The 15639-nt window shown below is 56.2% G+C and carries 13 protein-coding genes; all 13 read right to left on the bottom strand.

The window, feature by feature from the left end; all coding sequences use genetic code 11:
- Positions 1 to 11: 11 nt before the first annotated feature.
- The gene (locus GRI36_RS06065) at positions 12 to 818 is read right to left on the bottom strand and encodes a pyrroline-5-carboxylate reductase family protein (RefSeq protein ID WP_160597646.1); all 807 of its coding nucleotides are present in this window, start codon (positions 816 to 818) and stop codon (positions 12 to 14) included.
- 33 nt (positions 819 to 851) lie between these two features.
- Positions 852 to 1358, bottom strand: coding sequence for a type III secretion system chaperone family protein (locus GRI36_RS06060; RefSeq protein WP_160597645.1), 507 nt, complete (start codon positions 1356 to 1358; stop codon positions 852 to 854).
- 159 nt (positions 1359 to 1517) lie between these two features.
- A complete protein-coding gene (locus GRI36_RS06055) occupies positions 1518 to 3239 on the bottom strand; it encodes an SPOR domain-containing protein (protein WP_160597644.1) in 1722 nt (573 codons plus the stop codon).
- A 213-nt stretch (positions 3240 to 3452) separates the two neighbouring features.
- On the bottom strand, positions 3453 to 5135 hold the full coding sequence (gene ftsZ / locus GRI36_RS06050) for a cell division protein FtsZ (RefSeq protein WP_160597643.1): 1683 nt from the start codon (positions 5133 to 5135) through the stop codon (positions 3453 to 3455).
- Positions 5136 to 5258: 123 nt separating this feature from the next.
- Positions 5259 to 6539 (bottom strand): cell division protein FtsA, encoded by a 1281-nt coding sequence (gene ftsA / locus GRI36_RS06045; RefSeq protein ID WP_160597642.1) that lies wholly within the window; start codon positions 6537 to 6539, stop codon positions 5259 to 5261.
- A complete protein-coding gene (locus tag GRI36_RS06040; protein ID WP_160597641.1) occupies positions 6539 to 7444 on the bottom strand; it encodes a cell division protein FtsQ/DivIB in 906 nt (301 codons plus the stop codon). The genes ftsA and GRI36_RS06040 overlap by 1 nt, the downstream gene beginning before the upstream one ends.
- Positions 7431 to 8417 (bottom strand): D-alanine--D-alanine ligase, encoded by a 987-nt coding sequence (locus GRI36_RS06035; protein WP_160597640.1) that lies wholly within the window; start codon positions 8415 to 8417, stop codon positions 7431 to 7433. Before GRI36_RS06035 ends, GRI36_RS06040 begins: the two co-directional genes overlap by 14 nt.
- The gene (gene murB / locus GRI36_RS06030; RefSeq protein WP_160597639.1) at positions 8414 to 9385 is read right to left on the bottom strand and encodes a UDP-N-acetylmuramate dehydrogenase; all 972 of its coding nucleotides are present in this window, start codon (positions 9383 to 9385) and stop codon (positions 8414 to 8416) included. Before murB ends, GRI36_RS06035 begins: the two co-directional genes overlap by 4 nt.
- Positions 9382 to 10806: a UDP-N-acetylmuramate--L-alanine ligase gene (gene murC / locus GRI36_RS06025; protein WP_160597638.1), complete on the bottom strand. Its 1425-nt coding sequence runs from the start codon at positions 10804 to 10806 to the stop codon at positions 9382 to 9384. The genes murB and murC overlap by 4 nt, the downstream gene beginning before the upstream one ends.
- Positions 10803 to 11999 (bottom strand): undecaprenyldiphospho-muramoylpentapeptide beta-N-acetylglucosaminyltransferase, encoded by a 1197-nt coding sequence (gene murG, locus GRI36_RS06020; RefSeq protein WP_160597637.1) that lies wholly within the window; start codon positions 11997 to 11999, stop codon positions 10803 to 10805. The genes murC and murG overlap by 4 nt, the downstream gene beginning before the upstream one ends.
- The gene (locus GRI36_RS06015) at positions 11996 to 13237 is read right to left on the bottom strand and encodes an FtsW/RodA/SpoVE family cell cycle protein (RefSeq protein ID WP_407985681.1); all 1242 of its coding nucleotides are present in this window, start codon (positions 13235 to 13237) and stop codon (positions 11996 to 11998) included. The genes murG and GRI36_RS06015 overlap by 4 nt, the downstream gene beginning before the upstream one ends.
- Positions 13231 to 14559, bottom strand: coding sequence for a UDP-N-acetylmuramoyl-L-alanine--D-glutamate ligase (gene murD, locus GRI36_RS06010; RefSeq protein WP_160597636.1), 1329 nt, complete (start codon positions 14557 to 14559; stop codon positions 13231 to 13233). The genes GRI36_RS06015 and murD overlap by 7 nt, the downstream gene beginning before the upstream one ends.
- Positions 14556 to 15626, bottom strand: coding sequence for a phospho-N-acetylmuramoyl-pentapeptide-transferase (gene mraY / locus GRI36_RS06005; RefSeq protein ID WP_160597635.1), 1071 nt, complete (start codon positions 15624 to 15626; stop codon positions 14556 to 14558). Before mraY ends, murD begins: the two co-directional genes overlap by 4 nt.
- Between the last annotated feature and the right edge of the window lie 13 nt (positions 15627 to 15639).

Raw genomic sequence — 15639 nt, 5'->3', positions numbered from 1 at the left:
CCGGCAGCAGATTAACCATTCTGCCTCGCTTCAGCGGCCATTTCTACGCCCCTGTCGCGCGCGGCGCGTAAACACTCAGTCATCAAATCCTTCAGTGCAGCATCCCGATCAAGCACATCCAGGCCCCTTTGCGTCATCCCGCCGGGGCTTGCGACCCGTTGCGCCAGTTCGCCCGGGGAATAATCCGAAGCGCTGGCGAGCGCCGCAGCACCTTCCACCATCGCCACTGCAAGCCGCCCTGCCTGAGACGCTTCGAGCCCAAGGTCGGTAGCTCCGGCTGCCAACGCATCCATAAACCGATAAACGAAGCCCGGACCGGATCCGGCAAGTGCGGTTACCAAATCGAATTGCGCCTCATCCTCAATCCATTCAGCAGTCCCGATCTGATTGGCAAGCTCGGACACAGAGCAGCGCGCTCCTTCGCTCAATCCTGAGCCAATCAATGCATTGGGAGATTTGCATAGGGCCGCCGCCAAATTTGGCATAAACCGCACTATGCCACCTGCGTGCGGAAAGCGGTCGGAATAACTGTTCAATTCAACGCCGGCGAGCACCGATAGCAGCACCGTATCGGGTCCCAGCAGGCGCCCTAGATCAGCCGCAATATCATCGATCATATAAGGCTTCACGCCGAGCAGGACCGCATCAAATTTCTTAGTCGGCCATTGATTATGCACGATTAGGCCGTGCGCCACGTCTGTTTCGCGCGGGTGATACACTTCAAAGCGAGACGCAGGGACACCGGCCTTCAGCCAGCCGTCGACCATGGCGCCGGTCATAGTGCCAAAACCGACAATCAGAATTTTCTCGAACGCCATCTTTGCCCCCAAAAATTAAGTCAGGGACCAAGCCTAGGCTTCACCCGCCGCATCGACAAGCGCGCTATCAAGCGCATCTGCGGGCGTTTTGTCGCCCCACAAAACGAACTGAAACGCGGGGTAGAACCGGTCACATTCTTCAACCGCTGTTTCGACAATGGCCTGCGCCCGGTCGAGGCTTAGCAGCCCCTCATCGCCAAGCAGCGCCGCGTTCCGGTACACCAGCACTCCGCCTTTGGACCAAATGTCAAAATGACCAAGCCACAATTGTTCGTTAACCTTAGCCAGCAATTCATAGGCAGGCGTCAGCTTGTCCTTTGCAACACGCACATCGGGCAGGCACAGCAATTGCAATACATTGTCATCTGAACGCCAAATCGCCCTAAGCTGATACTTTGCCCAGCTTCCTTGAATTTCAACGGAAATTTCTTCGCGAGATAGCGCCTCAAATGGCCAACCGCGCGCTTCGAACAATGCGGCGAGCATATCGACCGGGGCCGCATCATCATTCGCCGAAAAGAACTTTTGGCTGGTCCTCATCGCGGCGAACTACTGGACTTTGTGGGTGTTCCATTAATCATGATGCGGGGATGGCGTGGCAACGATTCACTTGCAATCAGATGGTCCCGCAGCGCTGGGGAGAAGTCATTTAGGCTGTTCACAGTCTGTGCAAAACCCCTAGACAAGCCTCCAAGCGGCCTATTTCAGCGGCTCGACTTCCTCACCTTCGGCGCTGGTGAAGGTAAAGCTGTCTACATCCTTTGCCTTCAATTCGGAAACCGCCGATTGCGCCTCTCTGGAGCTTGAATAGGGTCCGGCAAGCAAGCGATTGGTTTGCCCCCATCCGGCCACAAATGAAGATTTATCGCCTAGAATATCAGGTGTCTTGCGGCTTATCCGGCGCCAATCAAACTTCAACGCAGATCGGTCGCGCCCGGTTGCAACCTGCACCCAGTAGCGTCTCGGATTGGCAGGCGGTTTCGGTTCGGCCGCTAGTTTGGGTTCCGGCTTCCGTGCAACTTCGCGAGGTGGCTCGATTGACAGAATATCAACGACACCCGGCTTCATCGCAGGACCGGTTGTCGGCTCCAAAGTGAAGCTAGCGAACGCGTCGGCCACGGTTGTGGGTGCGTCAGCAGGCGCTGGTTTGGCGAGAGCCTGCGCGGGAACAGTGGAGCCGCTCTGGCCGACCCGCGCCAAATCAAATCCAGGTTCATCAATAGCAGCGGTTGTCGTCAGTTCGCCATCAGTGCGGGCGATCAAAGCGGCCACGGGTTCGGCCCGACTCGACGTAGCGGGCCTAGAGGTACCAGCGGAAGTCTCCGGACCCGATTGCACGGCAATTGATGCTTGCGCAGGCGGGCTATCTTCAATTGGCGGATCTTCGGGCTTGGCCACCTCGGATTTTCTGACACGGATTCGTTGTGGCGCTCTGGTGCGGGCCAACGGATCTGAAATCGATGCCAAAGATGGCCGGGACGATCTTGACGGGGTGTCCGCGTCTGCCTGTGCTGTCGATGGCGCAGGCTTGGCGTCAACCGGTTTGGCAGCTTGCTCGACCGCGCTACGACCACGATCCGGGCGGCGGCGCTGGCTGGTTGAATCTTCGCGTCGGCCAAGCGGCTCGCCTTGCGGGGTCAACCGGGCATCTGCGCTCCGTGCGGCTGCTTCCGATCCGGCATATTGGGCAATTTGCGGTGCGTCTCGTCCGATCTGGGCTGCGCGCGGGAATATGCCAAGATTGGCTGCCGCTGCCTGCTGAGCCTTTGTAAGGCGGGGCAAATATCGCAAATACGGCGCAATCCGGGCAGAAAGATTTCGCGGCATAACTGCTTCTGTAATGGCAATTGCCTCAGCCTCTTCACCGAGAATTGCGAGACCAAAGGCACGCGTTCTGTAGGAGGCAAAATCTTCCTTCACAATCAGGGGATAGAGCGTCTTTTCAAACTCATTTCGATCACCCGCCATCGCGTAACTTAAAGCAAGACGGCGGCGCAGTTCGTCTTCGTCCTTAAGGCGAAGCGCCTGCTGATAGTGAAATTGCGCCGATCCATTGTCACCGACAAGATCATATGCGAGGCCGCGCTCGCCCGAAAGGTTGCCAGCGGAAGCCCCGGCCCGCTCTGCTTCATCAAACAATTGCAAAGCATCAAGTGGACGTTGCTTTCGCACATAGGCGGCCGCAAGCCCGATTTTTACTCGGGCATTACCCGGAGACAACTCTTCAGCGCGGCCAAAAAACCCGATCGCGGCATCAATGTCATTGACCTTGATCGACGCATTTCCTGCATCAACCAGGGCATTAACGTCGCGCGAGTTCGCAGCGAGCCGGCGCAGAGCAGAGTTCAACTCGCTTACTCCGGCAGGAGGCAATGGTTGGACAACAGCCTGAGAAACGGGGGACTCGGCAGATTGAGCCATTGCTGTGGAGCCGAACGAGGCGCCGCTTACAACACTGAGCGCAGACCCCACCAACGCAGCGCGCCTGTATGTTCCTGACAATTGACCAATTTGTTGCGTAGATATCGCCAAGACCGGCCCACTTTCCCATTTTTCGATCACTAAAAAAACATGATTGGCCGCAACTGGTGCGGCCAATCATCTTAACCGAAACGGAACGAGCCGTCTGCGTGTCTATTGATTGTTTTGGCGACCCAAGAAACGCGGGATGTTCAGTGCAGAGCCGCCCTCGTCCTCATCATCGCTTTCTTCGTCTTCATCTGCGCCTTCTGATTTTCCAGACGATCCTCGCGAAAGGTTTGCCATTCGCTCGAACAAGGTACTGCCGCCGCTATCGCCGCCGCCCTCATCGCCAGCGACTAAGCCTCTGCGCTTGCCAGTCTTGACCTGCAATGGTTCATCTTCTTGGGCCAGCTTATCAGCGTTGAGGAGCAGCTCGTCTGGTTCGGGCGCGTCGTCTTCGGCTTCATCTGTATCTTCGAGGTCCAGCGTTTCAACAGCGGATGGCGCATCTTCGACATCCCCCCAGTCGTCGTCACCCTCTTCCGTGAAGCCGCCAGTTCCCCCCACGGTTGCATGCGCAGAATCGTCAGCAGGTTCTGGCAGCTCTAGCGAGTCATTTTCATCGTCGCCCTCGTCTTCAGCCAAGTTTTGACGCATTCCTGCGAGGGGGTCTACGATACCGACTTCGTCATCTTCGCTCTCTTCTTCATCATCAAATTCATGATCTTGAGCAAAACTCGACAAGTTCAGAGGGGCACCGGATTCCTCTTCTACGGCAATATCCTCCAACTCGTCATCCTCGGGCAAGTCTAAAACCGGACGCTTTGGAGCGCGCGATGTGCCCAGCGACAGCGAATGCGTTTCGCCAGTGTCATCGACCATGCCCGACGCCGCTTCAATGCCGGTCGCCACCACGGATACGCGTATCTTGCCATCAAGGTCAGAATTGAACGCCGAACCCCATATGATGTTGGCATCTTCGTCGACCAATTCGCGAATGTGGTTAGCCGCTTCGTCAACTTCGAGCAGCTTCATATCTTCGCCGCCGATTATCGAAATGATGACGCCCTTCGCGCCCTGCATCGACACACCATCGAGTAGTGGATTGGCAATCGCACGTTCGGCGGCTTCGAGTGCGCGGTTTTCACCTTCACCCTCGCCAGTGCCCATCATCGCCTTACCCATTTCCTGCATAACCGACTTCACATCGGCGAAATCGAGATTGATCAGGCCCGGCATGACCATAAGATCGGTGATCGAACGCACGCCCTGCTGCAGAACTTCGTCTGCAAGCTGGAATGCCTCTTTGAAAGTCGTTTCGGCTTTCGCCACCAGGAATAGGTTCTGGTTAGGAATGACAATCAGCGTATCCACATGGCGTTGCAGTTCAGCGATGCCCGCATCGGCTGCGCGCATCCGGCGCGTTCCCTCAAACAGGAACGGCTTGGTGACCACGCCGACTGTCAGCACGCCTTTGCGCCGTGCAGCTTCGGCAATAACAGCCGCCGCACCAGTGCCCGTGCCGCCGCCCATCCCAGCCGCGATGAAGCACATATTCACACCTTCGAGCGCGTCTTCGATCTCCTGAACGGTTTCTTCTGCAGCAGCTTTACCAACTTCGGGACGGGCACCAGCGCCCAGACCTCCGGTGATTTCAGGGCCCAATTGAATGCGCATATCCGCAGCTGCGGTGTTGAGTGCTTGAGCGTCTGTATTGGCGACGATGAAATCGACACCTTCGATATTCGCGGCAATCATGTTGGCAATTGCGTTGCCGCCCGCACCGCCAACACCGATAACGGTGATTTTGGGGCGAAGCTCATCCGATGCCGCCGGGCCGATATTGATACTCATGGGGTGTCCCTCCGAGGGAATTGACGCAAATTAGAAGACTGATTGCCAGCTTGGCACAAAGCGAATCGAGCGTGCATAGTGTAAAACCGCTTATCCACAGTGGTTAATTCTGCAGCAGCCATGTTAAAAATACTCTTTGACCGCTCTGAACACCCGACCAGCCATGGCTAAGCCAGTTAGCTTGACCGTTTTTTGGTACCCGGATTCGATCGAGCGAATATCCACCGGATCGTCCGCTGCATAAAGGCAAAGGCCAGAAAGCGTCGCAAAACCAGGCGTTGCATGCGCTTCTGGCAGCCCGCGTAAAGTGGGTGGTTTACCAATCCGTACAGGCCTTCCCAAAGCGCCTTGGGCGAATTCCGCAATTCCGGCCAATTCGGCCCCGCCACCGGTCAGCACGACCTGGCTCCCGCGCGCGCCGGCAAAGCCCATTTCTTTTAAAGCCCGGCCAATTTCATCGGTTTGCCGCGAAAGCTGCTCCGTCACGACCGAGACAAGTTCTGCACGTGGAACGCGATTCCTGTCGTCGGCCCCGCGAGCAACCGCGACGTCTTCGCTATCGCCTGGCCCGTTAACTGGGATCATTTCGCGGTGATCGGTCGGGCTCGCAATAGCAGAGCCTGCCACGCATTTAAGCCGTTCCGCCTGAAACCGCCGGATGCCGAAAGCAGAGGCAATCGCATCGGTAATATCCGCCGACCCTTGCGGTATGGATTTAAGGCCCAGCAGCATTCCGCCTGCATAAACAGACACGTTGGTCATCTCGCCGCCAATTTCGATTAATGCCGTGCCAAGCTCGCGCTCTTCATGACTCAGGCAAGCGTGGCCCGCAGCGATCGGAGCTGCAACTACGCTTTCGACTTCGAGATGCGCGTTTTGTACCGCTTCGATCAGATTACGCACAGGCGCCCCTTCAGCCAACATCACGTGTATGTCCACGCCAAGCCGCTCTGCATGCAAGCCCTTCGGATTAGCCACGCCATGCGCCCCGTCGAGCGTGTAATGGGCCGGCTGAGCATGCAGAATCATCCGCCCATCCGGCTGGATGCTATCGCGAGCTGTCACTAGCAATTGTTCAATGTCTTCTTCTTCGATCCGGCGGCCGCCAATATCGATTTCAACCTTAGCAATCTGGCTGGAAAGCCCGGCCCCGGCGCAACCGATCCATACGCTGGACACGCTGGTTCCGGCATTCTTTTCAGCACGCTCGACAGCGTCGCGTATGGCATAGGTAGCTGCAGCCATGTCAGTGATATAGCCGCGCTTTATGCCCTGACTGGCCCGGTGCCCGGACCCCAAAATGATCATTTCGCCCGTTTCGGAAAGGCCCATGATCATCGCAGAAATGCGGAAGCTGCCAACATTGACTGCCCCATAAACTTTACTGATCCGCGGAAGTGCCATTATTCGCCCGCCTCAATATCTAACTGCTGCTGGGCGCGGCCCGGAATTCGCATGTAGATCCGTTCGGGCGCACGCATATCAAATTTCGCAACCTTACCGCCAAGCAGCCTGCTGGTCCCGTCCAGTTTGGCAAACGAGACCAAGGCAATCGAAGACTCCTTCTCGCCTTGCGGCAAGGACAGGACCTGATCGGTGCTAAAGGTCAAATCCCATCTGCGATTGCCAATCCATTCAGCCTCGGTCACGCGAGTTTTCAAGGCTGGGGCAGCTTCGAGCAACGCAGTTAACGCCTCGACTTGCTTGCGCGATCCGGGGCCTGCAACTGTCAGCATCCCTTTCGCATTCGCCGCAGAAATAGGCTCCAGCTCGGCTCCGGTTGGGTCAATCAGGACCAACTTATCAGCCTTTTTTAGAACCGCATGCGGTTCGCGCTCTACAATATCTACTATCAGCCGGTCCGGTAATTGACGCGAAACCCGCGCATCTTTGACCCAGCTAAGTTCTAGCAAGTCTGCACGGATCGCCTCCAAATCTACCGAAGGCATCGGCGTCTTGGTCTCTGCTAAGACGCGGTTATAGACCTTCAATTCGTTCATCCGGTCGACACCGTTGACGGTGAAACGCTTTGCCTCGAAACCGGCATTGCTGGCCAATCCAGCAACTTGCTGCTGCGCCATTGCCGGAACACCGGCTAAGCTTGCAACGAACCAAGCGAGCGCGACGCCACCGCCAAGTATGACGGCGAGAAAAACGCGCTGAAGCTGCTCCTCGGTCAGCGGAACCAATGCCATCACCGAATCCATCAGAGAGCCTGTGCGAGCCTTTGCACGGCGAGCGGTATTGGCCCGACTGGTGGCTGCTGCAGACCGGCGGACCCCTTGGGCTTTGCGTTTAACCGTTGCCATTTGCACCGGCCTCCTTCGTTATCACAGCGTGGCTGCGCAGGGCTTCGGCGACAATTGCCTCCACCAGATCGGCATAATCCATGCCGCAATATTTTGCCTGTTCAGGAACCAGGCTGAGGGGGGTCATACCTGGTTGTGTATTCGTTTCGAGCACAAACAAGCCAGCCTCGCCTTGTGCGTCATCCCAGCGGAAATCGGTCCGGCTTGTGCCCTTGCATCCCAAAACCTTATGCGCCCGAACCGCATAATCCAGGCACAACTCGGTAATCTTTTCGGGCAATTGTGCCGGGCAGATATGGTCGGTCATTCCGTCGGTGTATTTGGCTTCAAAATCATAGAAGCCCGATTTTGGAACAAGCTCGGTCACTGTCAGCGCACGGGGGCCATCAGCACTGTCAATCACCGCGGTGGTCATTTCACGTCCCCGAATGAAAGGCTCTGCCAAAAGGCTAGAAAATTCCTGCCACGGTCCAGCAGAATCGCGGCGGATGGGGTTCCCGTAATTGCTTTCATCGGTCACAATCGCCACGCCGACGGATGACCCCTCATTGACGGGCTTGAGCACATAAGGTCGCGGGAGCGGGTCTTTTTCAAACAGCTCTTCGCTCGCGACGATGCGCCCACCTGGCATCGGAATACCGGCAGGGACCAAAGCCTGCTTGGTCAGTTCTTTATCAATTGCAATCACAGATGTCGCAAGGCCTGAATGGGTATAGGGCACGCCCATTAAATCGAGCATACCCTGGACAGTACCGTCTTCGCCCGGGACGCCGTGCAGCGCATTGAACACCACATCGGGCGCGGCTTCGGCGATGCGCGCCGCAACTTGACGGTCCATGTCGATGCGGGTGACCTGATGGCCGCGGCTTTCCAAGGCGTCAGCAACACCGTTGCCGCTCATGAGCGAGACAGGTCGCTCATTGGCCCAGCCGCCCATCAGCACAGCGATATGGAGTTTGGGGAGCGAACTCATGGTCTTCCAACCCGTTGGATTTCCCATTCGAGCTGGATACCCGAGTGCTCATAGACGCGCCGTTTCACTTCTTCGCCCAGTCCTTCGATATCCGCGCTGGTTGCAGTGCCGGTGTTGATGAGGAAATTGGTGTGTTTTTCACTGACTTGCGCGCCGCCCATCATCAGGCCGCGGCAACCGGCCTCGTCAACCAATTGCCATGCTTTATGGCCTTCAGGATTCTTGAATGTCGAACCGCCAGTTTTTGTCCGGAGCGGCTGGGAATTCTCGCGCGCTTCGGCGATCCGGTCCATTTCCGCGCCAATTATTGCCGGGTCGCCTTCAGCGCCTTGGAAACGCGCTGCCATGACTACGCTTCCGTCAGGCAAGGCCGAATGGCGATAGCTGTAATCAAGATCGGCGGCTGGCAGTGTCAGCCATTCGCCATCTGGCATGATGACATCGCAATCGATCAGAATATCCGCAACTTCGCGGCCATAGGCGCCGCCATTCATGCGCACAAAACCGCCGACGGTTCCTGGGATCCCGCGCAAGAATTCCAGACCGGCGATACCAGCATCGCGCGCGGCGGAGGACACCAGAATGCCGTGTGCGCCGGCATCACATGATACACGGCAGTCATCGCCAATCTCGACGTTCGAAAACGCTTTGCCCAATTTAACTACCACGCCGGGAACGCCGCCATCGCGGATAATCATATTGGACCCGAGCCCGAGCGCCATCACCGGCATTTGCCCGTCTAACCGCGCGAGGAATTCGACCAGATCTTCTTTGTCAGCCGGTTCGAAAAGCCAGTCAGCATTACCGCCGGTTTTGAACCATACAAGCTTTGCCAAAGGTGCGTTCGCAGTCAATTTGCCGCGCAATCCCTCAATCGGGACGGGTGCCGCAATAGTGCTCTCGACATTGGCAGACGGTGCGCCGCCATCATCATGCATGTCCCAGTCATCGGCTTGGCGGATGGTCATGTGCGCACACCCGATGCAGCAACCGCATCAGCCAAACCTGCTGCCCAACGGGTGATGTCGCCAGCGCCGAGGCACACAACAACATCGCCTGCTTCGACAATTCCTGAAAGCTGCGCGGCTAGGTCCGCTTCATCGCGGATTGTCTTGGCCGAGCGGTGGCCGCGTTCTTTTAATCCTGCGACCAGTGTATCGGAATCCGCACCCTCAATCGGCTCTTCACCAGCAGTATATACGGGGGTGACATAGACCACATCCGCATCGTTGAATGATGTCTGGAAGTCAGCCATCAAATCATGAAGACGAGTGAAACGGTGTGGTTGCATTACCGCAATGACGCGGTTCTTGGCGGCCTCACGCGCGGCAGAAAGCACCGCTGAAATCTCGACCGGATGGTGCGCGTAATCGTCGATGACTACGGCAACGCCATCTCCAACCGGAATCTCGCCCACTTTGGTAAAACGCCGCTTCACGCCGCCGAATTGCTTGAAGCCGTCCCTGATGGTTTCGATTTCGCAACCCATCTCGATTGCTACCGCGACCGCCGCGAGCGCATTTTGAACATTGTGACGGCCGGGCATTGGCAGCGTGATATCCTCGATCCGGTGGAGCGTTCCGTCTTTCTCGCGCAGCACCGCATCGAATATGTTCATACCGTCTGCACTGCGAATATTGTCTCCGCGCAAATCGGCTTGAGCGGAAAATCCGTAAGTCAAAATACGCCGGTCCCGGACTTTGGAAATTACTGTCTGTACTTCCGGGTGATCGACGCAAAGTATCGCAACGCCATAAAACGGCACATTCTCGATGAAGTCGACATAGGCTTGTTTAACGGCATCAAATGACCCGTAGTGATCCAGATGTTCGGGATCGATGTTTGTCACGACAGCTATGGTTCCGTCCAGACGCAGAAAACTGCCATCGCTTTCGTCGGCTTCGACAACCATCCAGTCGCTATCACCCAAACGCGCATTCGAACCATATTGGTTGATGACGCCGCCGTTAATAACTGTCGGATCGATGCCGCCAGCATCAAGCAAGGCGGCTATCATACTGGTGGTGGTAGTTTTGCCATGCGTGCCCGCAACCGCAACGGTTGATTTGAGGCGCATCAACTCAGCGAGCATTTCAGCGCGGCGCACAACAGGCGTGCGGCTTTCAAGCGCCGCGACAACCTCAGGGTTGGTCCTCTTGACCGCTGTAGATGTTACCACAACCGCTACGCCTTCGACATTCTCTTTGGCTTGCCCTATTTTCACCGCGATGCCGCGTTCGCGCAGGCGCAGGACAGTCGGACTCTCCGCAAGGTCGGATCCTTGCACTGAGTATCCAAGATTATGCATGACCTCGGCAATACCGGACATGCCGATACCGCCGATGCCGACGAAATGAATTACGCCAATGTCAGTGCCCACACCTTTCATTGTGCATTATCCTTCGCTGCACCTTGCGGCGCTGATGATTGTTGCCTTGCGCCGCGTGATTGTGTGTTGTCCACGCGGATCACATCCATCAACTCATCTCCGCCGGCGCTTTCGATCAAATCAGCAAGGTCTTTCACCGCTTTGGGACGCCCGCAATTCCATGCCGCGTGAGCAGCCGTGCCCAGTGTATCTGGGCGCTGGGCCAAGGCCTGAATTTGTTTCGCCAGTTCCTTGGCAGTGAAAGCTGGCTGCGGAATGGAGCGTGCGCCGCCCGATTTTGAAAGCTCCCGCGCATTGGCCGTTTGGTGATCGTCTGTCGCGATTGGCAAAGGTATCAATATTGCCGGACGCCCGACAGCAGTCAGTTCCGCAATTGTTGAGGCCCCCGCACGGCCGATGAACAAATGCGCATCGGCAAGCCGTTCTGCCATATTTTCAAAATAAGTACCCAGTTCCGCCGGGATATCGTGATTGCGATAGCGTTCGCGAACCGCATCAATATCCTCGGCACGGCATTGCTGGATCACTTGCAAACGCGAGCGTAAAGCTGGTGGCAACATTGCGAGACCATCAGGTACGATCTCGGAAAGTACTGAGGCCCCCTGACTTCCGCCAGTAATCAACACCCGCAGCAATCCTTCCTCGGTAAAGGCAGGAAACGGTTCTTCGCGCAATTGGAGGACTTCGGCCCTGACCGGATTGCCAACCAAATGGACTTTGTCGGCATGTTTTGGTTTGAGCCGCTTGATCTCTGGATAAGCGGTGGCGATTGCTTGGACGCGGCCTGCTAGCAAGCGATTGACCCGCCCCAACACGGCGTTCTGTTCGTGCACCAGACTTGGAATTCCCGCCGATGTCGATGCAAGTAGGGCAGGCATCGATGGATAACCACCAAAGCCGATTACCGCGCTCGGTTCAAAACTTTCAAACAGGCGCAGCGCCATTTTACGGCCCTCAAAAACCGCTTTGGCGCCCTTTATCCAATTCAGCGGGTTCTTGCCGAAACGGCCAGCTGGCAAGGTATGAGCGGGTAAGAAATCGGGCTTCCCCGGAATCGCTGCCCCCCGCTCGTCAGTGATCAGCGCAACATGATGGCCACGCCTATCCAGTTCTGTGGCCAAGGCAAAGGCGGGGATCAAATGCCCACCTGTGCCGCCAGCAGCCAAAACATAGTGTCGGTTCGCACCGCTCATGAACGGCCTCTTTTCTCAGGCAAATTTTTATTCATCATGGACTGAAGCCCAGGCGCTTCGCGCGTTAAATACGGATTGCGGCGCGTAATTGCCAGCAACAAGCCCGCGCCTAGACATACGGCAATGGTGGAAGAACCACCATAGGATACCAAGGGCAAAGTCATCCCCTTCGATGGGAAAAGCTGTAAATTCACCAAAATATTGATGAAGGCCTGCCCGCCGATTTGCGTTACGAGCCCCGCACCTGCCAATACGGTGAACAGATTATCCTCGTTCGTAAGGCGGACAAACACACGTACAATCAATGCTAAATACAGCATGACGATGATGGCGCATACAATCAGCCCGAACTCCTCTCCGATGACGGAAAAGATATAATCGGTGTGCGCCTCAGGCAGATTGAGCTTCCGAACCCCCAACCACAATCCGCTGCCAGTCCATCCACCCGCTAGCAAAGTGCGCTGGGCCAGATCGACCTGGTCATAGGCCGTGCCGCCTCCTAAAAAGGAATCGATCCGGTGGCGCGCATTATCGTAGAGAAAATACGTCGCCGTCATAGCGGTCACGCCAAGGCCTATCAGTAAGCCAATGCGTTGTATTGAAACACCCGAAAGCAGCACCAATACGAACCACACACCGCCGAACAGCAAAGTCGCGCCAAGGTTAGGCTGAAGCATCAGCAAAAATCCGACGAAGCCCATCACTCCGGTTACAATTCCCAATACTGGCAAATTGGGATCACGCAGCCTCCAAGACAGAATCCAGGCAAGCGCAATTGCGAAACCAGGCTTGAGAAATTCTGACGGCTGGAACCTCATGCCAAAATTAAGCCACCGCTTAGCTCCGTTCACCTCGTGTCCAATCAGCGGCACCAAAACGAGCATGAACAGCATAAGGCCAGCAAGCACGACCCCGAGCCGCCGCGCATTGTCTTTCGAAAGCAGCGATGCCCAGATCAAAGTGATCAATCCGAGGAACTGCCAGCGCAGATGCGCCCAATAGAAATACAGATCATCCAATTGCACATTTGCGGTCGAAAGCCGCCGCGCGCTGGCAGGCGACGCCGCCGCAACAGCGGCGGTGCCAAATGCCATGAGCAGGAGGATCAGAAACAGCAGACTTCGATCAATCTCGCGCCACCAGATTTTCAACTCGGCACGTTTCGAACCGCGAAAACGGGCGGGAGGCCCCGCCCGGTCACCTCCATGCGGGATATAAGGTTGGGTGGCGCTCACGATGCTTCACCCGCTTCGGCTATGGCCGAAACTATCTGGCAAAAATGTTCGCCGCGCTTCTCGTAATCACGGAATTGGTCGAAGCTGGCGCAAGCTGGTGACAATAGAATAATATCTCCAGCTTCAGCATTGGCTATTGCGCGCGTAACCGCTTCACACAGCAATTCGCATTTTTCCACTGCAACCTTCTCATCGAGCATTTCGGCGAAGTTTGGGCCGGATTCGCCAATCGTATAGGCGCCTTTGACATTGCCGAGATATTGCTCGCAGGCGCCCAGGCCATCTTCCTTCGCCAAACCGCCGACAATCCAATGGACCCGCGGTGCCGGATTTGCAGGATAGGCGGCCAATGCCGGCGCGGCCGACGCTTGGTTCGTTGCCTTGCTGTCATTGATAAACAATACGCCATCATGCTCGCCGACCACTTCCATCCTGTGGGGAAGCCCGCGAAAACTCTTGAAAGCATCGCCCCATTGCGCGGGTTGGACGCCAAGATTTTCTAGCAACGCGACCGCGACAGCTGCGTTTTCTAGATTATGCGGACCTTGCAAGGCAGGCCAATCAGCTTGGCCTTCAGCGATACTTGCTTGGTCTGCCGCCTTAACCCTGCCTTCTGGACGGCGCGCAGCCTCCACCTCGGCGATTCTGTTAGTCTGTGGGTCGTTAGTCCCGAAAACCGCAAATTGATCGGCATGCTGCATCGCGAAAAGGCGCGCTTTAGAAGCTGCATAGGAGGCGAAGTCATCGTAGCGGTCCAGATGGTCGGGCGTGATGTTGAGCAGTGCCGCTGCATCGCAAGCGAGCGAGAGGGTCAGATCAATCTGGTAACTTGAAAGTTCCAAGACATAGACACCGCCCGAAGGAAGCGATTCTTCACCTAGAATCGGGACCCCGATATTGCCACCCATCCGCACAGGAATTCCGACTTCCTCCAGCACATGTGAAACCAACGCGGTGGTGGTTGATTTGCCATTTGTTCCGGTGATGCCGACAACTTTATGTGATGGTAGGCTGGGTCTCGCGAGCGCGAACAATTCGATGTCGCCGATCACTGGCACACCATATTTCTCAGCATGCCCTGCAATTGGGTGCGTGTTGATCGGCACACCGGGCGAGACTATGACTCCGTCAAATCCGGTCAGGTCCAGTTCTAACGGGTCAGATAATTCTGCTCGCCCGGCAAGCTTCTCCCGCGCGACATCCTGCCGGTCCCAAGCGACCACTTCCGCTCCGCTCGCAAGCAGCGCCTCTGCCGCAGCGAGGCCTGATCTGGCCAGGCCGAGAATGGCATACCGCTTGCCGGCAAAGGCGGAAGAGACAATCATCTGAGCTTCAGCGTGGCCAATCCGATTAGCGCGAGCACAATCGAAATAATCCAGAAACGGATAACTACAGTCGATTCAGCCCATCCCTTTTGTTCAAAATGATGATGGATTGGCGCCATCCGGAATATCCGCTTGCCAGTACGCTTGAACCAGAAAACTTGAATGATAACCGACGCGGTTTCGGCGACGAACAATCCGCCTATAATTAGCAACACGATTTCATGATGGCTGGCGACCGCTATCGCGCCCAGCGCACCGCCCAGTGCCAGACTGCCAGTATCGCCCATAAACACCGCAGCAGGCGGCGCGTTGAACCACAAAAAGGCCAGTCCTCCGCCCATTATCGCGGCACATAAGATCGCCAATTCACCAGCTCCTGGAACATGCGGGATGCCCAGATATTCGGAAAAGTCGGCGCGTCCGACAAGATAGGCGATTATCGCCAAGGCGCCTGCGGCAATTATCACTGGCATCGTCGCGAGCCCATCCAGCCCGTCGGTTAAGTTCACCGCATTACCAAACCCAACGATCACCGTAGCGGCGAAGACGTAATAAAATGGTCCAAGCGGAATCGATAGGCCGGAGGTGAACGGAATATAAAGGTTGGTATTTATCTGGCTCACGATCAAATAGGATGCGACACCGGCAACCGCAAATTCCATAAGCAGCCGCACGCGTGCGGACACTCCCTTGTGACTCGCTTTGGTTACTTTGTCATAATCGTCGAGAAAACCGATCAGACCGAAACCGACAGTCACCGCCATACAAGCCCAGACAAACGGATTACGCACATCCATCCACAGCAACATTGATAGCGTTAGTGAAATCAAGATCATCAAACCGCCCATTGTCGGCGTACCAACCTTGGCCTGATGCGATTGCGGTCCATCCTCGCGGATTGGCTGGCCTTTTCCCTGACGAACACGAAGCATATTGATGAAGCGAGGCCCAATGATTAGGCCAATAATGAGCGCGGTCATCAACGTCGCACCAGACCGAAAGGTCTGGTAACGGATGAGGTTGAACACCCCTTCAAAATTCAGCCATTCGGCAATTAAATAGAGCATTCAGGCTTCCCGG

The sequence above is a fragment of the Pontixanthobacter gangjinensis genome, from assembly GCF_009827545.1.
GTDB classification, from domain to species: domain Bacteria; phylum Pseudomonadota; class Alphaproteobacteria; order Sphingomonadales; family Sphingomonadaceae; genus Pontixanthobacter; species Pontixanthobacter gangjinensis.
The sequence above is the reverse complement of the archived record's forward strand: the minus strand, read 5'-3'. Positions and strand labels throughout refer to the sequence as shown.